The following is a 23967-nucleotide window of genomic DNA, read 5'->3' on the forward strand; positions in this document are numbered from 1 at the left end:
GCACAGATGCCTCGCCGGATCTAGCGGGCCGCCAATTTTTGCATTCACCGCACCCTGGCAGGCCGGAGAGACTTACACCGCTTTCCCGTACCCTGCGAAAGGCACCTTTAATGCAGCTTCCCGTCTGGTTTGAGATCGGCTCGTTTGTCGTTCTCGGAATCATCCTGCTGATCGACCTCCTGTTGGTCGTCAAGCGTCCCCATGAACCTTCCATGAAGGAAGCCGGCCTGTGGGTCAGCTTCTATGTAGGACTGGCACTGCTCTTTGCCGTAGCCATGTTCGCGTTCGCCGGCCCGGAATACGGCGGACAGTTCGTCGCCGGCTGGGTCACTGAGTACAGCCTCAGCATCGACAACCTCTTTGTGTTCATCATCATCATGGCCCGCTTCTCGGTGCCCCGTAAGTACCAGCAGGAAGTGCTGATGGTGGGCATCATCATCGCGCTGATCCTTCGCGGTATCTTCATCGCCCTCGGCGCCGTGGTCATCGAACAATTCAGCTGGGTCTTCTACATCTTCGGCGCTTTCCTCCTCTGGACTGCTTGGAAGCAGGCCAAGGACTCGGGCGAAGACGAAGAAGAGGGTTCAGAGAACCCGCTGATTGCCCGCCTCCGCAAGGTCCTGCCGATGTCCGAAAAGTTCGACGGCAACAAGATCCGCACCGTGGTGGACGGCAAGAAGGTCTTCACCCCCATGCTGATCGTCTTCGTGACCATCGGCCTGACGGACCTCCTGTTCGCTGTGGACTCCATCCCCGCGATCTTCGGCCTGACCCAGAGCGCCTTCATCGTCTTCACGGCGAACATTTTCGCGCTGATGGGCCTGCGCCAGCTGTACTTCCTCCTCGGTGGTCTCATGACACGCTTGGTGTACCTGAAGCACGCCCTGTCCGTGATTCTTGCCTTCATTGGCGTCAAGCTTGTCCTGCACGCCATGCACGTCAACGAGCTTCCGTTCATCAACGGCGGCCACCACATCGAGTGGGCTCCTGAGATCCCCACCTACGTGTCCTTGGCGGTCATTGTCGGAACCATCATCGTGGCTGTTGTCGCCAGCCTCCTGAGCCCGCAGGCACGCCAGGCCAAACTGGATGCACGGCTCGAGGAAGATGCAAAAAAGAGCATGAGCGAGGCAGAGTAACTCTCCTCGGAAAGTTGTAGTCTCGTGAAGTGACTACCACTTCAACTACGGCGCTGGACCCACAACGGGTTCAGCGCCGTACTGTTTTCCTGCTCAGTTCCGCACAACTTCTCAGCGGCGTCGGCAATGGAGCCACGCTCTCCATTGGATCGTTGCTGGCAGTGGACCTGTCAGGTTCAGAAGCCTGGGCCGGCTCCATCACCACAGTGCTGACCCTGGCTGCAGCGATCGCGGCTCTTCCCCTTGCGCGACTGGCGGAAACGCGTGGACGCCGCACGGGCTTGGTCACCGGACTGGTGGCCGCGATGATGGGGGCCCTCCTGATTATTGCGTCTGTGGTGGGCCAGTCCTTCGTGTTGCTCTTATTGGGCGCAGCTTTCCTGGGTCTTGGGACGGCCGCAAACCTGCAGGCGAGGTTCGCCGCCGTCGACCTCGCTGACCCTGAGCACCGCGGACGATCCTTGTCCACCGTGGTTTGGGCCATCACTATTGGTGCTGTCGCCGGCCCCAACCTGATCCAGCCCGGCGCCGTGGTGGGGGAGGCACTCGGGCTGCCGCCCATTGCCGGTCCCTTCGTTTTTTCGGCGGCCGGACTGTTCCTTGCAGCCGTCCTGTTGTTCGCGGGCCTTCGTCCTGACCCCCTGTTGCTGTCCCGGCGGCTGGCATCCCAGGCAAGCGGCGACGCTGGCGAGGGCGCGCTGCCCGTCAGGGGTACCATCCGTTCAGGATTGCGCGCCGTGCGCGCATCACCTTCGGCGATGCTGGCCTTGGCCGCTGTTGTGGCCGCGCACGGCGTCATGGTCGCCGTGATGTCCATGACGCCCCTGCACCTTCAGCAACTCGTGGGCGGTTCCCACGCAGGACACCATGTTGGAACGACGGACAGCGCGGATGCCTTGGTGATCATCGGCCTCACGATTTCGCTTCACATTGCCGGAATGTTTGCGTTGTCGCCGCTATGGGGGTGGCTGACTGACAAAGCAGGGCGCCTGCAAACCATTGCCATGGGCCACGGCCTGCTGCTGGTGGCCGTGTTCATTGCCGGGTTTGGCCAGAATGAGCCTGGTCTGGTCACCGCTGGCCTGATCCTCTTGGGCCTGGGCTGGTCTGCGGCAACCATCGCCGGTTCAACGTTGCTGGCTGAAAGTGTTGCCCCCGATGCGCGCGTCACCGTTCAGGGCGTCTCTGACACCCTCATGGGTGGCGCCGGCGCCATCGGTGGCGCCACCTCCGGCCTGCTGCTCGCGTGGATCGGATACCAGGGCCTGAATATCGCGTCCAGCGTTTTGGCCGCGATCGTGCTGGCTTTGACCTTCGTCATGGCCGCACGGTCGGCACGGGCCCAGGACGCGCCGGCGCCCCAGCCACCGGCCTAGCGGACTGCCCGAACCATCCCAAGGAGACGAGCGAAGATTCCCTCGCCGTCTTCGCCGATGCCATCGTGGTGGAAGTCTGCGGTGACCCATGGTTGAAGCCCACGCACCGCGGCCGCCGTTTCCAGGGACAGGTCATGATCCACGTAGATATCGTCCTTATAGACGGCGGCCGCCACGGGGACGGTGTTTGCCGCCAACCGTTCGGGACTGTACAGGGGCTTCCAGTCTTTCTTGGCGGCCAACTGCTCAGCCACGTCCCGCAGAGGTACCAAGGCCGGATCCTGTTCGAAGTACCAGGGGTAGACCATCTCACCGGTGAGCAGAGGCTCGTTCGCGTCAGGCTTGAATTCCGGGTGGTCCTCCAACACCCGCCATGCGGCCCAGTTGGTTGCCTCACCCTGTCCGTAAATCGACTCATGGACGACGGCATACAGAGGGTTGGCCGCGCGACTCACGAGGCTCCGCACTTGTTCAAGGAACGCCTCGGACAGGCCTGGGCCGGAGGGCGTGTCAATAAATGCATCCTCCAGAAGGTAGTGAAGCGCGTCCACCCGCGTGTTGCCCCCGAGGAAGGATCCGATCATCTGGAACCGCTCGGTCGTGAGCCTTTCGCCGCTGGCAAGGAACTCAGCATTCCGGTCCAGGTGGCGGGCGATCCGGGTGACGACGTCCCGATCTTCCGGGTACCAGGAGAAGTACTCGGCGTTCCGCGCAGCGACGCGGTGGAACGTGGCCTGGTACACGCGGTCCGCCGGACCGTGCAGCGGCGCCAGCCCACCGGTGATAAGGACCTCGCGGAGACCCCCCGGGGCGAAGGACAGGTACGTCAACGCGCAGAAGCCGCCGAAGCTCTGGCCGAGGACAGACCATGGACCCGAGCCGAGCACGCCGCGGATGTACTCAGCGTCAGCGACGATCGAGTCGGCACGGAAGTGGGTCAAGTATTCGGCTTGTGCTGCGGCGTCGCCCCGGAGTTCGAGTGACTGCCGTTCAACGGGTGTGGACAAGCCTGTGCCGCGTTGGTCGAGCATCAGGATGCGGAAGTCCTTGGCAGCGGCCTTCATCCAACCCGACAATGATGTGACCCGGTTGCCACGGCCACCCGGGCCACCTTGCAGGAACAACAACCAAGGCAACCTGCCGGCTTCCTCAGGCGAGTGGTCGGTGGATGAGTACTCCCTGGCAAAGACCGTGATGGTCTCGCCGGCGGTGACTGATTCCTCCGGTGCGTGCACCAAGGGAACGGTGAAGTAGTGCTCCGCCGTGCGCAAGCCACGGAACTCGTGGCGTGCGTGAACACTGTGGACGCCTGCAGTGCTACGGCCGGCGTTCTGGCCGGCGTTTTGGTCAGCCACGGGCAAGAGCCTCGTTGGCCTGGCCCGCTTTCGTGCCAAAGGCCTCAAGTGCCTCGCCGGTCAGGCGGAACGTGGACCACTCTTCCATGGGGAAAGCGCCAAGGTTCTTGTAGAAGTTGATGGAGGGTTCGTTCCAGTCAAGGACGCTCCACTCAACACGGGCGTAACCACGTTCGACGGCGGTGGACGCCAGATGCTGCAACAGCGCCTTGCCATGGCCCTCGCCGCGTGCATCGGGGTTCACGTAGAGGTCCTCGAGGTAGATTCCGTGGACGCCCTCCCAGGTGGAGTAGTTCAGGAACCAGAGGGCGAACCCTTGAACTGTGCCGGCACTGTTTTCGGCGATGTTGGCGTAGACCCGCGGGTTTTCACCGAAGAGTACTTCGGTAAGCATGGCCGGGGTATTTTTGACCGCGTCGGGTTCCTTCTCGTAGATCGCAAGATCATGGATCATCCGGAGGATGGCAGGGACGTCGTCTACAGTGGCTGGGCGGATTACACTCATGGCTCCGAGCTTACTAGGGGAGCCGTGCCTGCCGCTCCCGGTTCTTCCTCACTGCCACGCCAGGGCGGACGTTCCGTACTTCACCGGCGCCTTGCCGTACTGGAGGGGAAAACCGTCCATGGTCAGGGGTGGCCCTACGAAGCGGAGCGGACCGTAAGGGCTGTCCACCTTCCGGAAGTCCGGTTCGGGCAGTCCGCCGATACCGCTGGCGGGCCCGGGCGACGACAGGCGGAACAGCACCTCCGCCGTGCGGACCAGGGAAACGTCCGCCGTTCCTCCTCGTCCTGTGTGGAGGCGTTCGGACAGGAGAGCCATGGCGGCTGCAGCAATCCCATACCCCGTTGCGTGATCCAGCGCCTGGACGGGCAGCGCGCCGGGCGTCCACCCGTCGTCGTCGTTTCCGTATCGCTCCGCGATTCCACAGGCTGCCTGGACCAGGCTGTCGAAGCCGCGCCGGCCGTTCCACGGTCCTGAGCTGCCCCAGGCGCTCAATGTCACCACCACCAGATCAGGCCGGGCGGCCAGCATCTTGTCCGGGTTCAAACCGAACCTGCCCAGTCCACCTGGGCGGTAGCCGGTCACTACGACGTCGGCCGCCGAAAGCAAGCGGTTCACTACTTCCAAGGCCCCGGCATTGTTGAGGTCAGCTTCGGCGCTGCGCTTATCGAACCCGGAGTCAACAAAGGCATCGGTGAGCTCGGGAAGGCCGGGAGGATCGATCCGCAGCCCATCCGCACCCAGGGCACCCAGAAGTCGCGTGGCTGTGGGCCCGGCTATGACGCGGGTCAGGTCCAGGACCCTGAGTCCGGCCAAGGGCCGGAAAAGGTCCATTGAGGGAATCCACGACGACGGCCGCAGAGCATTCTCCGGCGCTGCGGGACGGGTGAACGCGATCCACGGTCCCGTGCTTGCCGCCGTATGCATTGCTGTTGCCGTCCACTCTTCCCGGGTACGGACGGCCGCAGCAACACCCCGCCCGGCAGTGATGGCTTCCTCGGCCTCCAGTGCGGTCATGGAACGCAGCACCCGGTCAAGCTCATCGGGCGTAGTGGCCCGGAGCGTTTCCATCAGCCGCGCCGCATGGTGCGGGTAGTTGGCATGCAGACGGACCCAGCCATCTGCGGTGGCGCGGAACCCGGACATTGGAGCAAATCCTTGAGGTTTCCGACCCGAGATCCTCAGGTGACCCAACGAATCAAAAGAGGCTGCCGTCAGCTCTGACGACACCGCGTAGCGTCCCGAAGAACCCGTCAGGAATTCGAGGGCAGTGGCGGCTGCCTGGACGGACCCCAACGCGAGGCCTTCGACGTCCAGGTTGCCACCCCACCACCAGCGTGGACCGATGCAGGCTGCCGGCTCCGCGGTACTGAAGGCGTCGAGCAACCGCAGGCTGCCAGTCAGGTCCGGGACCGGTTCCACAGCAGTTGGCCTAGAGCCTGTTGGCGTCTGTCACCCGGACCACGGCGGTACCGGTTTCGTCAGATGCGGCCAGGTCCACCTCGGCCGAGATTCCCCAGTCATGGTTGCCCGCGGGATCGTCGAAGATCTGCCGCACTTTCCAGGTGCCGGGTTCTTCGGTGATGATCAGCAGCCCGGGGCCACGGGCATCAGGACCCGTGCCGATGTCGTCGTGTTCATCGAAGTAGTCGTCCAGGACTTCTTCCCAGCGTTCTGCATCCCAGCCGGCATCGCCGTCCAGCTCACCCAGTGCCGCAGAATCCTCATCCGCGAAGAGTTCAACCCTGCGGAACATTTCGTTCCGGACCATCACGCGGAAAGCCCGGATGTTGGACGTCAGCAGCGGCGGCGGGGGCGGGGGCGCGTCGTGTGGTGTGGGGGCAAGCCCCGAAGTGAGCTCTTCCCATTCATCCAGCAGACTGGAATCAACCTGGCGGACCAGTTCTCCCAGCCACGCAATCAGGTCTTCAAGGTCCTCACGCAGCGAATCCTGGGGAACAGTCTGCCGCAACGCGCGGAACCCGTCCGCCAAGTACCGCAGGACGATGCCCTCCGAGCGGGCCAGGCCATAGAACTGCACGAACTCACCAAAGTTCATGGCGCGCTCGTACATGTCCCGGATGATGGATTTCGGCGCCAGCTCGAAGTCGCCCACCCACGGCGCGGCCTTGCGGTATACCTCGAAAGCTTCGCCGAGGATCTCCGCCAAAGGCATGGGGTAGGTAACTTCGTCAAGCATGGCCATCCGCTGGTCGTACTCGATGCCATCGGCCTTCATGGCCGCAACTGCCTCGCCGCGTGCCTTCTTTTGCTGCGCGGAAAGAATCTGGCGGGGCTTCTCCAAGGTTGACTCGATCACGGAGACCACGTCCAAGGCGTAGGACGGCGACTCGGGATCGAGCAATTCCAAGGCGGCCAAAGCGAAGGGGGAGAGCGGCTGGTTCAGGGCGAAGTTTGCCTGCAGGTGCACTGTCAGGCGTACAGAGCGCCCCTCGACTTCCTGCTCTTCCTCCGGGATCCGTTCAACCACCCCTGCGGCCAGCAGTTCGCGGTAAATCCCCAAAGCCTTCTTCATGAGCTTGAGCTGGGCTGCGCGGTTCTCGTGGTTCTCGCTGAGCAAGCGCCTGGTTGCCTGGAACGGGTCACCCGGGCGTTCCATCAGGTTCAGGAGCATCGCGTGCGTCACGGTGAAACTGGACGTCAGTGGCTCAGGCACGGACTCCACCAGCCGTTTAAACGTGGGCTCACCCCAGGAGACGAATCCCTCAGGAGGTTTCTTCTTGACCACCTGCCGCAACTTCTTTTGGTCATCGCCGAACTTGGCAGTTGCCTTGGCCATTGCCTTGGTGTTCTCCACCACATGGTCGGGGGCCTGGACTACCACCGTGCCGGCGGTGTCGTACCCCGCGCGGCCGGCGCGTCCGGCAATCTGGTGGAACTCACGCGAGTTAAGCGATCTGGTGCGTACGCCGTCGTACTTGCTCAAAGCAGTCAGCAGCACGGTCCGGATGGGCACGTTGATGCCCACCCCCAAGGTGTCGGTACCGCAGATGACCTTCAGCAGCCCGGCCTGGGCCAGTTGCTCCACCAGCCGGCGGTATTTGGGAAGCATGCCGGCGTGGTGGACACCGATGCCGTGGCGGACCAGCCTGTTGAGGGTTTTTCCGAAGCCGGCGGCGAACCGGAAACCAGCAATGAGCTCAGCGATCCGGTCCTTCTCGGCGCGGCTGCACATGTTGATGCTCATAAGGTTCTGGGCACGCTCAATGGCTTCGGCCTGGCTGAAGTGGACCACGTACACCGGGACCTGCTTGGTGGACAGCAGTTCTTCCAGGCTCTCGTGGACCGGGGTCAGGTGGTAGTAGTAGTGCAGCGGAATAGGACGTTCCGCTGAGCTCACTGTGGTGGTGGACCGGCCAGTGAGTTCAGTCAGCCCGGTTTCGAAGCGCCTGACGTCGCCCAGGGTCGCGGACATCAGGAGGAACTGCGCCTGGGGGAGTTCCAGCAGGGGTACCTGCCACGCCCACCCGCGCTGAGGATCGGAGTAGAAGTGGAACTCATCCATGACCACCGAGCCAAGCTCCGCCGTCGAGCCTTCACGGAGGGCAATGTTGGCCAGGATTTCGGCGGTGCAGCAGATGATCGGGGCGTCCTGGTTGACGCCGGAATCGCCGGTGATCATGCCCACGTTCTCCGCGCCGAAGATGTCACAGAGGGCAAAGAACTTTTCAGACACAAGTGCCTTGATCGGAGCCGTGTAGTAACTCCGCTGGCCGCGTGCCATCGCCTCGAAGTGTGCAGCGATCGCCACCAACGATTTCCCCGAGCCTGTGGGGGTGGCGAGGATGACGTTGGCGCCGGAGGCAAGCTCCATGATCGCTTCGTCCTGGGCCGGGTACAGCTGCAGCCCACGGGTTTCGGTCCACTCCACGAACCGTGTGTAGATTTCGTCCGGGTCCAGGGGACCGGTGGCGGTGGAACCGGGAAGCTGCTCAAGAAGTTTCATTGGTTTCCAGCTTAGTGCCCGTAAGGTTTAGGCTCGGCCCAGCAATGGTGGCAGATGCGAGGAGGCTTTGATGAAGTGGGATCCGTCCAAGTATGTGGAATTCGGAAACCATAGGGACCGTCCTTTCCACGACCTCGTAGTGAGGGTCCAGGCCAGTGAGCCCGGCACGATAGTGGACCTTGGCTGTGGCCCCGGAAACCTGACTGCTACGCTCACCGAACGCTGGCCAGGGGCCCGTGTTGTGGGCGTCGACTCTTCGGAGGAAATGCTCCGCAAAGCCGGCGCGCTCACGCAGCAGTTCAATCATCTGGAATTTACACAGGGCGACATCGCGGACTGGTCGCCCTCCGCCGATACCGATGTAGTTGTGAGCAATGCAGCCCTTCAATGGGTCCCAGGCCATCAGGAATTGCTGGCCGGGTGGCTGCGCGCACTGAAGCCCGGCGCGTGGTTTGCCCTGCAGGTTCCCGGAAATTTCACCTCTCCCTCCCACACTCTGATGCGGCAACTCGCGGAATCGCCCCAGTGGTCGGCCCGGCTGGGCGGCGTTCTCCGACATGACGGGGCCGTGGGGAGCCCGGCGGACTACTTGGGAATAATGCTCGACGCCGGTTGCTCGGCTGACGCTTGGGAAACCATCTACCAGCAGGTACTGCCGGGCAGTGACCCGGTCCTGCAATGGGTCCGCGGCACGGGGCTCCGTCCCGTGTTGGCCGCCCTGTCCGGGGAAGAAGCTGCCGACTTCGAAGCTGAGTACGCCTCGATGCTGCGCGAGGCCTATCCCGCCACAAGCCATGGAACCGTCTACCCGTTCCGGCGCATCTTTGCCGTGGCAAGGAAGAACACATGATGCTGCTGGATTCCCCGTGCGGGAAGGCAGCGATCTTCCTGCGCCGTGAGCTGCATGGTGATCCGCCTGGTCATGGATGGAGATGCGCGTGTCGTCATGGCTTGTCCAGTGCCGTCGTCGCTGGTCTAATTCTCGGCATGGACCAAGGACGCTTCGAACACCAGATGCCCCGCCTCCTTCCGGCACCCGGGCGGAGGTCCTCGTGACTCCCTCAGGCGACTTCCCGGGGAGCTGGCGCCCCAACACCGCCAGCGCCGTCGCCCTCTTTGAGCAGTTGAGGTTGCGCATCATCGAACTCGCTGACTCGGGAGTCCTGGCGGTGGGAGCGAAGCTGCCGCCCGTGCGCAACCTGGCAGGCGTTCTGGACGTGGCACCGCACACCGTCGCCCGGGCCTACAAGGAACTGGAAGCAGCGGGTGTCGTGGCAACCCGCGGCCGGAATGGCACCGTGGTCTGTGCACGGGATGATCGTTGGGGAGCCCTGGCCGAAGTGGCGGGGGAGTATGCGGCCGCTGCGAAGGCACAGGGCGCATCTTTCGCCGAGGCAGTCCAGCTTCTTGCCGCAGCTTACGACGCGGATTGATACCGATCGGTAGCATGTGAGGCACGACATGGAAATTCGAAGAAGTTTTCGATTAGCATTGGTAAGTGCCCAAAGCCTTAGCTGAAGATACCGCCATCGAATCCCCGAACAGCATTCCTGTCGTTCCTGACACCAAACCCGCGAGGCCCGACCTCTCGCGGCTGGTGGTCAAGGGTGCCCGGGAGCATAACCTGCGCAACGTGGACCTCGACCTTCCGCGCGATGCCATGATCGTGTTCACGGGGCTCTCGGGTTCCGGAAAATCATCGTTGGCTTTCGACACCATCTTCGCCGAAGGGCAGCGCCGGTACGTTGAATCGCTGTCCGCGTACGCCCGCCAGTTCCTTGGCCAGGTGGATAAGCCTGATGTCGACTTCATCGAGGGCTTGTCGCCCGCGGTGTCCATCGACCAGAAATCCACCAGCAAGAACCCCCGCTCCACGGTGGGTACCATCACCGAGATCTATGACTACATGCGGTTGCTGTGGGCCCGAGTTGGCCGCCCGCACTGCCCTGTCTGTGGCGAACCCATCGCGCGCCAGACGCCGCAGCAGATCGTTGACCAGCTTCTGGAGCTTGAGGCGGGCACACGTTTCCAAATCCTCGCCCCGGTGGTCCGCGGGCGCAAGGGCGAGTTCGTTGACCTGTTCAAAGAGCTGACAGCCAAGGGTTATTCGCGCGCACGCGTTGACGGTGAGCTGGTCCAACTGAGCGATCCGCCCAAGCTGGGGAAGCAGTTCAAGCACACCATCGAAGTGGTGGTTGACCGCTTGGTGGTCAAGGAAGACATCAGCCAGCGGCTCACGGATTCCGTGGAAACCGCTCTTGGCTTGGCCGAGGGCCGCGTCCTGGTGGAATTCGTGGATCTCGAGGCCTCGGATCCCGGTCGTATCCGGGCTTTCTCCGAGAATCTTGCCTGCCCCAACGAGCACCCTTTGGCCATCGATGAGATTGAGCCTCGCTCGTTCTCCTTCAACAACCCCTTTGGCGCCTGCTCAGCCTGCAGCGGCATCGGAACCAAGCTTGAAGTGGACGAGGAACTCATCATCCCCAATCCTGAGCTCTCTTTGGGCGAAGGCGCCATTGCCCCATGGTCCCTGGGAACGGCAACCACGGAGTACTGGAACCGCCTCCTTGAGGGTCTGGCCCATGAACTCGATTTCTCCATGAAGACACCTTGGGAGAAGCTTTCCAAGGAAGTCCGGAACACGGTACTGCATGGCAAGGACCACAAGGTTGTTGTCCAGTACAAGAACCGTTTTGGCCGTGAACGCAAATACAGCACGGGCTTCGAAGGAGCCATTCAGTACGTCCACCGCAAGCACGGGGAGACCGACTCTGAGTGGGCCCGCGACCGGTACGAAGAGTACATGCGCCAGATTCCGTGCCCCGAGTGCAACGGTGCGCGCCTCAACCCGGCGTCGTTGTCCGTGCTCATCAACGGCAAGTCGATCGCCGCAGTCGCGGCCTTGCCGATGCGTGAGTGCGCCGAGTTCCTGGGGAGCCTGACCCTCACCAGCCGGGAAGCCCAAATCGCCAACCAGGTGCTGAAGGAGATCCAGGCCCGCCTGACCTTCCTGCTGGATGTGGGGTTGGAATACCTCAACCTCGAGCGTCCCTCGGGAACCCTGTCCGGTGGAGAAGCCCAGCGCATCCGGCTTGCAACCCAGATCGGCTCCGGCCTGGTGGGTGTCCTCTATGTCCTTGACGAGCCATCCATCGGCCTCCACCAGCGTGACAACCGGCGACTCATCGAGACCCTCACCCGCCTCCGGGACCTCGGCAACACGCTGATCGTTGTGGAGCATGACGAAGACACCATCCAGGAGGCTGACTGGGTGGTGGACATCGGACCAGGCGCCGGTGAGCACGGCGGCCAGGTGGTGCACTCAGGCACCTACAAGGAACTGCTGGAGAACACGGACTCCCTGACGGGTGCCTACCTGTCGGGTCGCCGGAAGATCGACATTCCCACCAAACGCCGTAAGTACGACAAAAAGCGCGAGCTGAAGGTTGTGGGTGCCCGTGAGAACAACCTCAACAACGTCGATGCCACGTTCCCGCTGGGGCTCTTTACTGCGGTGACCGGCGTCAGCGGTTCCGGTAAGTCAACGTTGGTCAATGAGATCCTCTACAAGGTCCTGGCCAACAAGCTCAACGGTGCCAAGCAAGTGGCGGGACGGCACCGGACGGTAGCCGGACTGGAACACCTGGATAAGGTGGTGCACGTCGATCAAAGCCCCATCGGACGTACTCCACGCTCCAACCCTGCAACATACACCGGGGTGTTCGACAACATCCGCAAGCTCTTCGCCGAGACCACCGAAGCCAAGGTTCGTGGTTATCAGCCCGGGCGGTTCTCTTTCAACGTCAAGGGCGGCCGCTGCGAGGCCTGTTCAGGCGACGGCACCTTGAAGATCGAGATGAACTTCCTGCCGGACGTCTACGTTCCTTGCGAGGTCTGCCATGGCGCCCGGTACAACCGGGAAACCCTTGAAGTCCACTACAAGGGCAAGACCATTGCCGATGTCCTCAATATGCCCATTGAGGAGGGTGCGGAGTTCTTTGCTGCCTTCACCCCGATCGCACGCCACTTGAATACCCTGGTGGACGTGGGCCTTGGCTATGTCCGTCTGGGACAGCCTGCAACCACCCTGTCCGGTGGGGAGGCCCAGCGCGTGAAGCTTGCCGCAGAGCTGCAAAAGCGCTCCAATGGTCGCAGCATCTATGTCCTGGACGAACCCACCACGGGCCTGCACTTCGAGGACATCCGGAAGCTCCTCATGGTGCTTCAGGGCTTGGTGGACAAGGGCAACACGGTCATCACCATTGAGCACAACCTCGACGTCATCAAGTCCGCGGACTGGATCGTGGACCTTGGCCCCAACGGTGGCTCGGGTGGCGGAAAGATTGTTGCTACGGGAACGCCTGAACAGGTGGCAAAATCAACGGACAGCCACACGGCCACCTTCCTGGCCGAGATTCTCGGATAGTCGCCAGAAGTATTCCGGTAGCGGCATGCGAGTTTCAGGCATGCCGCTACTCGTGAGAAACTAACCCGGTGACTCAAACAACGGTGCCCGTAATATTCGATCTGGACGGCACCCTTGTCGATCCAGCCGGCGGTATCACGGGAGGAATCTCTGCGGCCCTCCGTGAATTGAACCTTCCCGTTCCGGAACAGGCCGTGCTGAATTCCATGGTGGGTCCCAAACTCAGCGATTCCCTGCTGCATTTGGCCAATGTCCCGGAAACCCTGGTGAATGAAACCATTGAGCGTTACCGGCGCCATTACAAGGAGACGGGAATCGGGCAGAGCAAGCTCTACCCCGGGATCTTCGAACTCCTCGAATACTTTGCTGAATCAGGCAGGGCTGTAGCAGTTGCTACGCAGAAGCCGCAGTCCGTAGCGAGGCTTGTCCTGGAGCACCACAACATCGCCGATTTCTTCGTCTCCATCCGCGGGGCTGCGGAAAACGAGTCCCTGGAAGCCAACACGGCGTCCGGCAAAGTCGAAATTGTCGGGGCTGCCTTGGCTGACCTGCATTCGCAGCCGGCAGTCATGGTGGGAGACAGGCATCAGGACGTTGCGGGGGCCATGGCGAATGGCCTGGATTGCATCGGAGTGGCCTGGGGATTCGCCCCGGACGGAGAACTCGAAGAAGCCGGCGCTGTGGCCGTGGTGCAAACCGCAGCAGAGTTGCGGATCAAAATTGAAGAACTTGACGCTGTCCGTGCGGCAGCCCTGAGCGAGGTACAAAACGATGGCAGTCTTTGATGCGATCCGGTGGACTACCCGTGGACTGATTTCCTCCACGTGCCGGCCTACTGTCATTGGGTTGGAGAACGTTCCCAAAGAGGGGCCCTTCATTGTGGCGCCCAACCACCTTTCCTTCCTCGACAGCGTGATCGTCCAGGCCCTGATGCCGCGTCCGGTGGCTTTCTTTGCCAAGGCCGAGTACTTCACCACCAAGGGCGTCAAAGGCGCTGTCATGAAGTCTTTCTTCGAAGCCGTGGGATCCATTCCGGTGGAGCGCGGTGAGCAGGCTGCCAGCGTGCAGGCGCTTAAGACCTTGCTGGACATCCTCGAGTCCGGCAAGGGCATCGGCATCTACCCCGAAGGCACCAGGTCCCGTGATGGCATCCTCTACCGTGGACGCACGGGCGTAGGGTGGCTTGCGCTGACCACGGGCGCGCCGGTCATTCCCGTGGGCCTGATCGGAACCGAAAAGCTGCAACCGGCCGACAAAAACGCAGTAAGGCCGCAGCACTTCACCATGAAGGTTGGCGAGCCGCTCTACTTCGAGAAGACCGGGCCGGACCACTCACTTCCGGCACGGCGTGAAGTCACCGACAAAATCATGGACGCGATCGCCGTACTCAGCGGCCAGGAACGTTCTGCAAGCTATAACCAGAGCAAATCCGTCGACTAACGGGAGCTGCAGCCGCGATGGCGTGGCAATGACTGTCGTTCCGGTTCACTAGACTGGAAACGTGGCAGATCCAGCAAGTTACCGGCCCCAAACAGGTGAGATTCCCACCACCCCGGGCGTCTATCGATTCCGCGACCCCCATGGCCGGGTCATCTACGTGGGCAAGGCAAAGAACCTCAGGTCCAGGCTCAATTCCTACTTCGCCAACCCGGCAGGGCTTCTTCCCAAGACCCATGCCATGGTGCATGCGGCCAGCAGCGTCGAATGGACCGTGGTGGGCAGCGAGCTGGAATCGCTGCAGCTGGAATACACGTGGATCAAAGAGTTCAAGCCGCGCTTCAACGTAGTTTTCCGCGACGACAAAACCTATCCCTACCTTGCCGTCACCATGGGGGAGAAGTATCCCCGGGTGCAGGTCATGCGTGGCGAACGCAGGAAGGGCACCAGGTACTTCGGCCCCTACACCGCGGGTGCCATCCGCGACACGATGGATACCCTGCTGAGGGTGTTCCCGGTCCGCAGCTGCAGTGCAGGGGTCTTCAAGCGCGCGGAATCCAGCGGGCGTCCTTGCCTGCTCGGCTACATCGACAAATGTTCTGCACCGTGCGTCGGCCGCGTCACTCCAGAGGAACACCGCGACCTCGCGGAAGATTTTTGTTCCTTCATGGGGGGCGAAGCCAAGCGCTTCATCGGCCGCCTGGAAAAGGACATGGCCGCGGCCGTCGCCGAACTCGACTATGAGCGGGCTGCCGGGCTCAGGGACGACATCATCGCGCTGCGGAAAGTCTTTGAGCGTAATGCCGTGGTTCTTGCAGAAGATACCGATGCTGACGTTTTCGCCCTCCACGACGACGAATTGGAGGCTTCCGTGCAGGTCTTCCACGTCCGCGGCGGCCGGGTCCGCGGTCAGCGCGGCTGGGTTGTCGAGAAGGTCGAAGACGCCACCACACCTGAGTTGATAGAACATTTGCTGCAGCAGGTCTACGGTGAGGACAGCGAGGTCCAGGGCCGGATTCCACGGGAAGTCCTGGTGCCGGAGACGCCCAGCAACCATGCCGACCTCACCGAATGGCTCGGCGGGCTGCGTGGCGCCAAGGTGGACATCCGGGTGCCGCAGCGTGGTGACAAAGCCGCCCTGATGTCCACGGTGCGGGAGAACGCGGAGCAGGCCCTCAAGCTGCACAAAACCCGGAGGGCCGGTGACATCACTGTCCGTTCCGTGGCACTTCAGGAATTGCAGGAAGCCCTGGACATCCCCGTTCCTTTGCTGCGGATCGAGTGCTTCGATATCTCGCATGTGCAGGGCACCAACGTGGTGGCCTCCATGGTGGTGGTGGAGGACGGCCTGCCGAAGAAGGCCGACTACCGCAAGTTCTCCATCACGGGTGCAGCGGCCGCCGACGACACCGCCGCCATGCACGACGTCCTGACCCGGCGGTTCCGGCACTACCTGACGGACAAAGCTGCCCAGGTCCCCGTGGTGTCCGGTGAGATCGTCAACCCAACGCGTGCGGGGGGCAAAAGCGCCGCCGACGCCCCGCCGTCGGACCCCACCATGCCGGCCCCCAAGGCCAAGTTCGCCTACCCACCCAATCTGGTGGTGGTGGATGGTGGCCAGCCGCAGGTCAACGCTGCCAAGCGTGCGTTGGCGGAGCTGGGCATCGACGACGTCTACGTGGTGGGCCTTGCCAAGCGCCTGGAAGAAGTCTGGCTGCCCGACGACGACTTCCCGGTCATCCTGCCGAGGACATCGCAGGGGCTGTACCTGCTTCAACGGATCCGTGATGAAGCCCACCGCTTCGCCATCACTTTCCATCGGCAAAAGCGCGGTAAGGCCATGACCGTCTCCGTCCTGGACGGCGTGCCAGGCCTGGGTGAAGCCAAGCGCAAGGCCTTGGTGGCGCACTTCGGCTCGCTTAAAAAGATCAAAGCGGCTTCCGTCGAAGAGCTCACCTCAGCCAAAGGCATTGGTCCTGCGCTGGCAGCCGCCGTGGTTCAACATCTGGGTTCCACGGATGACTCCTCGGTGGCAGCCCCGGCGATCAACATGACCACCGGCGAAATCCTTGAATCTTAGCTAGGGTTAGAACTTGGCCGATGGCCGCATCTGCGGTCACCGGCGCTTGAACATGACGAGGGTGCGTTGACCAACCGGGGCGCACCTCAGGCTGTAAACACCACTTCGGACGAAACGGGGAACAACTCATGGATGAGGCAACGGCGGGGTCCGGAACGGAGCAGGACGGCCTCACGCCCGTCAAGCCCCCGGAGGCGGAACTGCTGGTAGTCACCGGCATGTCCGGGGCAGGACGCAGTACGGCCTCGGATGCCTTGGAGGACCACGGCTGGTATGTGGTGGACAACCTCCCGCCGCAGATGCTGGGAACCCTGGCCGAAATTGTCTCGCATGCTCCCAAATCCATTCCCAAGCTGGCAGTTGTGGTGGATGTCCGAAGCAAGGACCTCTTCACCGACATCCAGACGGCGCTGGGTGCCCTGAGCGCCAGCGGCATCACCTTCCGGGTTCTCTTCCTGGATGCCAATGACGACGTCCTGGTCCGACGTTTTGAGCAAGGACGCCGACCGCATCCCCTGCAGGGCGGCGGCAGGATCCTCGACGGCATCGGGATCGAACGCGAGGTCCTGCGGGAACTGCGCGAGCATGCCGACGTCGTGCTGGACACGTCCGACTTCAATGTCCACGGCCTGGCAACAGCCATCACCGAACTGTTCAGCGACACAGGCCCGGTGACCCTGCGCCTTAACGTCATGAGCTTTGGGTTCAAGTACGGCCTGCCCGTGGATGCCAACTTTGTGGCCGATGCCCGCTTCATTCCCAACCCGCATTGGGTTCCCAAACTCAGGCCCCACACGGGCCTGGATGAGGACGTCAGCGACTACGTGCTCGCTGCCGATGGCGTTCACGAGTTCGTGGACAGGTATGTCCAGGCCTTGGAACCGGTCCTGGACGGCTACCGCCAGGAGAACAAGCACTACGCCACGTTGGCCGTCGGCTGCACGGGAGGCAAACACCGTTCGGTGGCCGTCGCCGTCGAACTTTCCAAGCGTTTGGCGCAGTATCCCCGTGTCACCGTCACCACCACCCACCGAGACCTGGGACGCGAGTAGTGGGCGTCCTCACCGGCCCGCTGCCCCTGATTCCGCCCAAAGGCGTCCCCGGCAGCCAGCAGAAGAAGAGTCCGTCAGTGGTTGCCCTGGGTGGCGGCCACGGCCTGGCGGCGTCGCTGTCGGCCCTGCGCTTGCTCACCTCCGAGCTGACGGCAATCGTCACAGTAGCGGACGACGGCGGCTCATCCGGGCGTCTCCGCGAAGAGTACGGTGTCCTTCCGCCCGGTGACCTGCGGATGGCGCTCAGCGCTCTGTGCGACGACACCGACTGGGGCCGGACGTGGCGTGACGTCATGCAGCACCGTTTCAACGCCGGATCCGCCAAGGGCGGCTCACTGGACCATCACGCCATGGGCAATCTGTTGATCGTGACCCTGTGGGAGCTCTTGGGAGATACAGTTGCCGGCCTGAAATGGGCCGGCGCCCTGCTGGGAGCCAGGGGCCAGGTTCTGCCCATGTCCAGCGTTCCCCTCACCATTGAGGGCCAGGCCCACCTTGACCTTCCGGGGGGCGGCCAGGAACTGCGTACGGTCCGGGGCCAGGCCAAATGCGCTGTGGCGGGCAAGCTTGAAGACGTCAGGCTGTTGCCTGAGGATGCTCCTGCCTGCACAGAAGCCCTGACGGCCATCGAACTGGCGGACTGGGTCATTCTCGGACCCGGCTCCTGGTACACCTCGGTCCTGCCGCATCTGCTGTTGCCTGAGCTGCGCCAAGCCCTGGGCGACACCGCTGCGAAACGCTGCCTCACCATGAACCTTGACGTCGAAACGAAGGAAACCTCGGGCATGACAGCCGCGGATCATCTCGACGTCCTGCGCCGCTATGCACCTGAGTTCAGCGTGGATGTGGTCCTTGCGGATCCTGCTGCAATCCAGGATCTCAAAGCCTTCGAGAAGGCCGCGGGGATGATCGGGGCTGAAGTGGTGTTGGGTAGAGTAGGGGCGTCGAGGCGCCGCCCCGTCCATGATCCACTGCTGCTGGCAGCGGCGTACCACGATATTTTCGGGAACAGTTAGGAATACGCGATGGCACTTACTGCGTCGGTCAAGGACGAACTGTCCCGGCTGGACATCAAAAAATCTTCAGTCCGCAAGGCTGAAGTTTCGGCAATGCTGCGCTTCGCGGGCGGCCTGCACATCATTTCGGGCAGGATCGTCATCGAGGCTGAAGTCGACCTCGCTTCCACTGCACGCCGCCTCCGGGCAGCGATCGCGGAAGTGTACGGCCACCAGAGCGAAATCATCGTCGTTTCCGGAGGCGGCCTGCGCCGGGGGAGCCGCTACGTTGTCCGTGTGGTCCGGGATGGCGAGGCCCTCGCCCGCCAGACGGGCCTGCTGGATGGACGCGGACGCCCAGTGCGGGGGTTGCCCTCGGTGGTAGTCAACGGCTCGGCTGCAGACGCTGAGGCAGTCTGGCGGGGAGCGTTCCTTGCCCATGGTTCGCTCACCGAACCGGGGCGTTCCTCCTCGCTGGAAGTAACTTGCCCCGGCCCCGAATCCGCACTGGCGCTCGTAGGAGCTGCCCGCCGGCTCGGCATCCAGGCAAAGGCCCGTGAGGTGCGTGGAGTGGACCGCGTGGTCATCCGTGACGGAGACACCATTGCTGCCCTCCTGACCCGGATGGGAGCCCATGACGCCCTGATGGTCTGGGAAGAGCGGCGCATGCGCAAGGAAGTCCGGGCTACGGCCAACAGGCTTGCCAACTTTGACGACGCCAACCTGCGCCGCTCCGCCCAAGCAGCAGTGGCAGCGGGTGCCAGGGTGGACCGTGCCCTGGAAATCCTGGGAGACGACGTACCGGATCACCTCAAGTACGCCGGGGAGCTCCGTGTGGCCCACAAGCAGGCAAGCCTGGATGAACTCGGACGCCTTGCGGATCCACCCATGACCAAGGACGCCATCGCGGGCCGCATCCGCCGTCTCCTTGCCATGGCGGATAAACGTGCCCTCGACCTGGGTATCCCGGGTACTGAGGCAAATGTGACTCCGGAAATGATGGACGAGTAGTCCGCACCCATAGAATCGAAAATGCGTGGAGGAAATACTGCGAGGCCACCCGGGGTTGTTCCCGATGGAGGCGACAGCCAAGCTTCTTCGCCAAGGATTTCCGGCCGGCATGCTGGCCGGATGACATAACGAGAGTTACCAACCCGGACGTCAGTCCATTACATTGGAGGATTTCGTGACAGAGTACGTTCTGCCCGAGCTCGGCTACGACTACGCAGCACTCGAGCCGCACATTTCGGCAAAGATCATGGAGCTGCACCACAGCAAGCACCATGCCGCTTACGTTGCCGGCGCCAACAACGCCCTCAAGCAGCTGGCCGAAGCGCGCGAAAACAATGATTTCGCCAACATCAACCGTCTCTCCAAGGACCTCGCGTTCCACACCGGCGGACACATCAACCACTCCGTTTTCTGGAACAACATTTCCCCGGACGGCGGCGACAAGCCCGAAGGTGAGCTCGCAGCAGCCATCGACGACGCTTTTGGTTCGTTCGACGCTTTCCGTGCACAGTTCAGCGCTGCCGCACTTGGTTTGCAGGGTTCCGGCTGGGCTTTCCTGGCGTACGAGCCCATCGGCGGCAACCTGCTCATCGAGCAGCTCTACGATCAGCAGGGCAACGTTGCAGTCGGCACCACGCCGCTGCTGATGCTGGACATGTGGGAGCACGCTTTCTACTTGGACTACGTCAACGTCAAGGCTGACTACGTCAAGGCCTTCTGGAACATCGTCAACTGGGCGGACGTTGCCAAGCGTTTCGAAGCCGCGCGCGCCAACGCCACGGGGCTCATCGTCCTTTAGTTGGTGAGCCCCGGTTCACGCCGATGTAACAAAAGTCACTTTTTGCGTGAATTGGGGCCAAATGCTGGAAAGCCTGCCTCCGCAGTTGCGGGGGCAGGCTTAGTTAAACGTAAGATGGATCACGGAAGGCGGTTAGCCTTCAGCAACGTGGCTGGTCGCCCTCCGATCTGATAATCACCTCTGCCCAAAGACGTGCGGGGTCTGTTAGTTGGAAATAATAAATCCGACTCACTAGGCGTGCTTGCAAGAGCACCAAGGAGATTGACACATAGTGACCACCCGTATTGGTATCAACGGCTTCGGCCGCATCGGCCGTAACTACTTCCGTGCAGCACTGGCCCAGGGCGCAGACCTTGAGATCGTCGCAGTCAACGACCTCACCAGCCCCGAAACCCTCGCCCACCTCCTGAAGTACGACTCCGTCGGTGGACGCCTCGCCCAGACCGTGGAAGTTGTCGATGGAAACCTGGTAGTCGATGGCAAGTCCATCAAGGTCCTGGCTGAGCGCGATCCCGCCAACCTTCCTTGGGGCGAATTGGGTGTTGACATCGTCATCGAGTCCACCGGCTTCTTCACCAAGGCCGCAGCAGCCCAGAAGCACCTTGATGCCGGCGCCAAGAAGGTCCTGATCTCGGCACCCGCCAGCGACGAAGACATCACCATCGTCATGGGCGTCAACCACGAGCTCTACGATCCCGCAGCGCACAACATCATTTCCAACGCCTCCTGCACCACCAACTGCCTCGGCCCGCTGGCCAAGGTAGTGAACGACGCCTTCGGCATCGAGCGTGGCCTCATGACCACGGTCCACGCCTACACGGCCGACCAGAACCTGCAGGACGGACCCCACGGCGATCTCCGCCGCGCCCGTGCCGCTGCCATCAACATGGTTCCGACATCCACCGGTGCAGCCAAGGCCATCGGCCTGGTGCTCCCGGAGCTCAAGGGCAAGCTGGACGGCTACGCCATCCGCGTTCCGGTCCCCACGGGTTCCGCTACGGACCTCACGGTCACCGTCTCCCGCGAAGTAACGGTTGAAGAAGTCAACGCAGCCGTCAAGGCTGCCGCCGAGTCCGAGCAGTTCGCCGGCATCCTTAGCTACACCGATGCTCCCATCGTGTCCTCGGACATCGTCGGGGACCCGGCTTCTTCCATCTTCGACTCCGGCCTCACCAAGGTCATCGGCAACCAGGTCAAGGTTGTTTCCTGGTATGACAACGAGTGGGGTTACTCCAACCGCCTCGTAGACCTCACGGAGCTCGTCGCATCCAAGCTGGGCTAGGGTAGACACATGACATCTCACACCCTCAACGAACTCATCGCTGAAGGTGTCCGCGGGCGGTACATTCTGGTCAGAAGTGACCTGAATGTGCCGCTCGACGGCTCTACAGTGACCGACGACGGCCGCATCAAGGCCTCGCTTCCGGTCCTCAAGAAGCTCTCGGACGCCGGTGCCCGTGTGCTCGTTACTGCACACCTGGGACGCCCCAAGGGCGTTCCTGAAGACAAGTTCTCCCTGAAGCCCGCTGCAGCCCGCCTTGCTGAACTGGCGGACTTCCCTGTACAGCTTGCCGCAGACACTGTGGGGGACTCCGCCAAGGAGCTCTCATCCGGCCTCAACGACGGTGACGTACTCATCCTGGAGAACGTCCGCTTCGATGCCCGCGAAACCAGCAAGGACGACGCCCAGCGCGGCGCATTTGCCGACGAGCTGGTTGCCCTCACGGGAAGCAACGGCGCGTTCGTGGACGATGCTTTTGGTGCGGTCCACCGCAAGCACGCCAGCGTTTATGACGTGGCCACCCGGTTGCCGTCCTACTTGGGCGACCTCGTCCACACCGAGGTAGAGGTTCTCCGGAAGCTCACCACGGACACACAGCGCCCATATGTCGTGGTTCTTGGTGGATCCAAGGTCTCGGACAAGTTGGCAGTGATCGAGAACCTCCTGGGCAAGGCGGACACCATCCTTGTTGGCGGCGGCATGCTCTTCACCTTCCTGGCCGCAGCGGGCCATAAGGTTGCGGGCAGCCTTCTCGAGGAGGACCAGATTCCCGTAGTCCAGGACTACCTCCAGCGCGCTTCTGCTGCTGGTACCTCCTTCGTGATCCCCACCGACGTAGTGGTGGCCAGCCGCTTTGCAGCTGACGCAGACCACGAGGTCGTCAGGGCGGACGCCATCGAGGACAGCGCTTTCGGTGCTTCCGGCATCGGCCTGGACATCGGACCGGAATCCGCGTCCGCGTTCGCAGCCCAGATCGAAGGCGCCAAGACCGTCTTCTGGAACGGCCCCATGGGTGTCTTCGAATTCGAAGCCTTCTCCAGCGGCACACGGGCTATTGCCCAGGCGCTGACGGACACGGTCGCCTTCACAGTGGTGGGGGGTGGCGATTCCGCCGCAGCCGTTCGGACCCTTGGGTTCGAGGACTCGCAGTTCGGACACATCTCCACTGGTGGTGGCGCAAGCCTGGAATACCTTGAAGGCAAGGAACTTCCCGGCCTGAGCGTTCTGGACCGCTAAGTACAATCCGGCCGGCAGGGCGCCACGGCGTCCTGCCGGCCGTTCCATATTTCAACGCATTCTTTGGAGTTCATGTGACTACCTCTGCCAACGGCAACTTTGTCCGCAAGCCCTTCATCGCCGGCAACTGGAAGATGAACATGGACCATGTCCAGGGCATCACCCTGCTGCAGAAGCTCGCTTGGACGCTGTCCGACGCCAAGCACGACTACAACCGTGCCGAGGTCGCTGTCTTCCCGCCGTTCACGGACCTCCGTGGCGTCCAGACGCTGGTCCAGGGTGACGACCTTGAGGTCGTCTACGGTGGCCAGGACCTCTCGCAGTTCGACTCCGGAGCCTACACCGGTGACATCTCCGGTCAGTTCCTCAGCAAGCTGGGCTGCGCTTACGTCCTGGTGGGCCACAGTGAGCGCCGCACCATCCACAACGAGTCCGACGACGTCCTGAACGCCAAGGTCAAAGCCGGATTCCGCCATGGTGTCACCCCTGTACTCTGCGTCGGCGAAGGCCTTGAGATCCGCCAGGCAGGAACGCATGTGGAGCACACTCTCACCCAGCTGCGCGCCGGTGTTGAGGGACTCACTGCTGAGCAGGCTGCGGAACTCGTGGTTGCCTACGAGCCCGTCTGGGCCATCGGCACGGGTGAAGTTGCCGGTCCGGAGGATGCTCAGGAAATGTGCGCAGCCATCCGAGCCGAACTTGCCGAACTCTTCGACGAAACCGTCGCAGCAAAGACCCGCCTGCTTTACGGCGGTTCCGTCAAGGCCAACAATGCAGCGGCCATCATGGCCGAAAATGATGTTGACGGATTGCTTGTGGGTGGCGCAAGCCTGGACCCCGCTGAGTTTGCTAACATTGTCAGGTTCGAGAGCCACCTCGTCACGGACTAGTCCGGCTCCCGTTTTCCGCTTCTTCGAAAGGCCGTCGTGGACGTTCTTCAAGTCATTCTGCAGATCTTGCTGGGAATCACCAGTCTTCTGCTGACGCTGCTCATCCTCTTGCACAAGGGACGTGGCGGCGGTTTGTCCGACATGTTCGGTGGCGGAATGAGCTCCGGATTGAGTTCGTCCGGTGTAGCCGAGCGCAACCTGAATCGCTTCACCATCATTCTCGGTATTACATGGGGAGCTGTCATCATCGGCCTTGGCCTGATCATGCGCTTCACCTCAGGTGGCGACTCTTAGTCACCACCGCAACTGATCTGTCACAAGAGGAGTGGTTCCTGCCAGGGACCACTCCTCTTTTTGTCAGCTACCCATCCCTGGTGCCGTCCTCGAGCCCTTCGCATTAGAATGACCGTGTTGGCCGAA

At 62.4% G+C, this 23967-nt stretch carries 20 protein-coding genes; 16 read left to right on the forward strand and 4 right to left on the reverse strand.

Going from position 1 to position 23967, the window contains the following annotated elements:
- The first annotated feature begins 110 nt into the window (after positions 1-110).
- Positions 111-1139, forward strand: coding sequence for a TerC family protein (locus RQH14_RS10895; protein WP_311213272.1), 1029 nt, complete (start codon positions 111-113; stop codon positions 1137-1139).
- A gap of 29 nt (positions 1140-1168) precedes the next feature.
- Positions 1169-2515, forward strand: coding sequence for an MFS transporter (locus RQH14_RS10900; protein ID WP_311213273.1), 1347 nt, complete (start codon positions 1169-1171; stop codon positions 2513-2515).
- On the opposite strand, the gene RQH14_RS10905 is transcribed toward RQH14_RS10900, so the two are convergent.
- The 4 genes from RQH14_RS10905 to RQH14_RS10920 are packed head-to-tail and all read right to left on the reverse strand — an operon-like array spanning position 2512 to position 8339.
- On the reverse strand, positions 2512-3870 hold the full coding sequence (locus RQH14_RS10905) for an alpha/beta fold hydrolase (RefSeq protein WP_311213274.1): 1359 nt from the start codon (positions 3868-3870) through the stop codon (positions 2512-2514). The genes RQH14_RS10900 and RQH14_RS10905 overlap by 4 nt on opposite strands.
- The gene (locus RQH14_RS10910; protein WP_311213275.1) at positions 3863-4375 is read right to left on the reverse strand and encodes a GNAT family N-acetyltransferase; all 513 of its coding nucleotides are present in this window, start codon (positions 4373-4375) and stop codon (positions 3863-3865) included. Before RQH14_RS10910 ends, RQH14_RS10905 begins: the two co-directional genes overlap by 8 nt.
- Positions 4376-4423: 48 nt before the next feature.
- Complete coding sequence (locus RQH14_RS10915; RefSeq protein ID WP_311213276.1) at positions 4424-5794, reverse strand: CoA transferase; 1371 nt, start codon at positions 5792-5794, stop codon at positions 4424-4426.
- A 10-nt stretch (positions 5795-5804) separates the two neighbouring features.
- On the reverse strand, positions 5805-8339 hold the full coding sequence (locus tag RQH14_RS10920; protein ID WP_311213277.1) for a DUF3516 domain-containing protein: 2535 nt from the start codon (positions 8337-8339) through the stop codon (positions 5805-5807).
- A gap of 70 nt (positions 8340-8409) precedes the next feature.
- Here RQH14_RS10920 and RQH14_RS10925 point away from each other — a divergent pair, with 70 nt between their 5' ends.
- The 14 genes from RQH14_RS10925 (at position 8410) to secG (ending at position 23841) form a co-directional block, all read left to right on the forward strand.
- Positions 8410-9189 carry a trans-aconitate 2-methyltransferase gene (locus RQH14_RS10925; RefSeq protein ID WP_311213278.1) on the forward strand — a complete coding sequence of 260 codons (780 nt, stop codon included), beginning with the start codon at positions 8410-8412 and terminating at the stop codon, positions 9187-9189.
- Positions 9190-9391: 202 nt separating this feature from the next.
- Positions 9392-9772: a GntR family transcriptional regulator gene (locus tag RQH14_RS10930; RefSeq protein ID WP_311213279.1), complete on the forward strand. Its 381-nt coding sequence runs from the start codon at positions 9392-9394 to the stop codon at positions 9770-9772.
- Positions 9773-9837: 65 nt separating this feature from the next.
- Positions 9838-12765, forward strand: a complete 2928-nt coding sequence (uvrA, locus tag RQH14_RS10935) for an excinuclease ABC subunit UvrA (protein ID WP_311213280.1) — start codon at positions 9838-9840, stop codon at positions 12763-12765.
- Between the two features lie 68 nt (positions 12766-12833).
- Positions 12834-13550, forward strand: a complete 717-nt coding sequence (locus RQH14_RS10940) for an HAD hydrolase-like protein (RefSeq protein WP_311213281.1) — start codon at positions 12834-12836, stop codon at positions 13548-13550.
- Entirely contained in the window at positions 13537-14205 is a 669-nt protein-coding gene (locus tag RQH14_RS10945; RefSeq protein ID WP_311213282.1) for a lysophospholipid acyltransferase family protein, read from the forward strand. Before RQH14_RS10940 ends, RQH14_RS10945 begins: the two co-directional genes overlap by 14 nt.
- Positions 14206-14266: 61 nt before the next feature.
- A complete protein-coding gene (uvrC, locus tag RQH14_RS10950; RefSeq protein WP_311213283.1) occupies positions 14267-16282 on the forward strand; it encodes an excinuclease ABC subunit UvrC in 2016 nt (671 codons plus the stop codon).
- A 128-nt stretch (positions 16283-16410) separates the two neighbouring features.
- Positions 16411-17334, forward strand: coding sequence for an RNase adapter RapZ (gene rapZ, locus RQH14_RS10955; RefSeq protein WP_311213284.1), 924 nt, complete (start codon positions 16411-16413; stop codon positions 17332-17334).
- Entirely contained in the window at positions 17334-18350 is a 1017-nt protein-coding gene (gene yvcK / locus RQH14_RS10960) for a uridine diphosphate-N-acetylglucosamine-binding protein YvcK (RefSeq protein WP_089595053.1), read from the forward strand. Before rapZ ends, yvcK begins: the two co-directional genes overlap by 1 nt.
- A gap of 9 nt (positions 18351-18359) precedes the next feature.
- A complete protein-coding gene (gene whiA, locus RQH14_RS10965; protein WP_018777554.1) occupies positions 18360-19340 on the forward strand; it encodes a DNA-binding protein WhiA in 981 nt (326 codons plus the stop codon).
- A 175-nt stretch (positions 19341-19515) separates the two neighbouring features.
- Complete coding sequence (locus RQH14_RS10970) at positions 19516-20139, forward strand: superoxide dismutase (protein WP_062069703.1); 624 nt, start codon at positions 19516-19518, stop codon at positions 20137-20139.
- 271 nt (positions 20140-20410) lie between these two features.
- Positions 20411-21421: a type I glyceraldehyde-3-phosphate dehydrogenase gene (gene gap, locus RQH14_RS10975; RefSeq protein WP_311213285.1), complete on the forward strand. Its 1011-nt coding sequence runs from the start codon at positions 20411-20413 to the stop codon at positions 21419-21421.
- 9 nt (positions 21422-21430) lie between these two features.
- Complete coding sequence (locus RQH14_RS10980; protein WP_311213286.1) at positions 21431-22657, forward strand: phosphoglycerate kinase; 1227 nt, start codon at positions 21431-21433, stop codon at positions 22655-22657.
- 74 nt (positions 22658-22731) lie between these two features.
- Entirely contained in the window at positions 22732-23547 is an 816-nt protein-coding gene (gene tpiA, locus RQH14_RS10985; protein WP_311213287.1) for a triose-phosphate isomerase, read from the forward strand.
- A 36-nt stretch (positions 23548-23583) separates the two neighbouring features.
- On the forward strand, positions 23584-23841 hold the full coding sequence (gene secG, locus RQH14_RS10990) for a preprotein translocase subunit SecG (protein ID WP_024821019.1): 258 nt from the start codon (positions 23584-23586) through the stop codon (positions 23839-23841).
- Positions 23842-23967: the final 126 nt, after the last annotated feature.

It is taken from the genome of Arthrobacter sp. WCS2018Hpa-7 (assembly GCF_031843805.1).
Classification (GTDB): domain Bacteria; phylum Actinomycetota; class Actinomycetes; order Actinomycetales; family Micrococcaceae; genus Arthrobacter.

Coding starts and splice junctions, on each gene's coding strand:
- rapZ (WP_311213284.1), top strand. CDS start 16,411: ATGGATGAGGCAACGGCGGGGTCCGGAACGGAGCAGGACGGCCTCACG.
- RQH14_RS10925 (WP_311213278.1), top strand. CDS start 8,410: ATGAAGTGGGATCCGTCCAAGTATGTGGAATTCGGAAACCATAGGGAC.
- whiA (WP_018777554.1), top strand. CDS start 18,360: ATGGCACTTACTGCGTCGGTCAAGGACGAACTGTCCCGGCTGGACATC.
- RQH14_RS10920 (WP_311213277.1), bottom strand. CDS start 8,339: ATGAAACTTCTTGAGCAGCTTCCCGGTTCCACCGCCACCGGTCCCCTG.
- RQH14_RS10980 (WP_311213286.1), top strand. CDS start 21,431: ATGACATCTCACACCCTCAACGAACTCATCGCTGAAGGTGTCCGCGGG.
- RQH14_RS10910 (WP_311213275.1), bottom strand. CDS start 4,375: ATGAGTGTAATCCGCCCAGCCACTGTAGACGACGTCCCTGCCATCCTC.
- RQH14_RS10895 (WP_311213272.1), top strand. CDS start 111: ATGCAGCTTCCCGTCTGGTTTGAGATCGGCTCGTTTGTCGTTCTCGGA.
- RQH14_RS10945 (WP_311213282.1), top strand. CDS start 13,537: ATGGCAGTCTTTGATGCGATCCGGTGGACTACCCGTGGACTGATTTCC.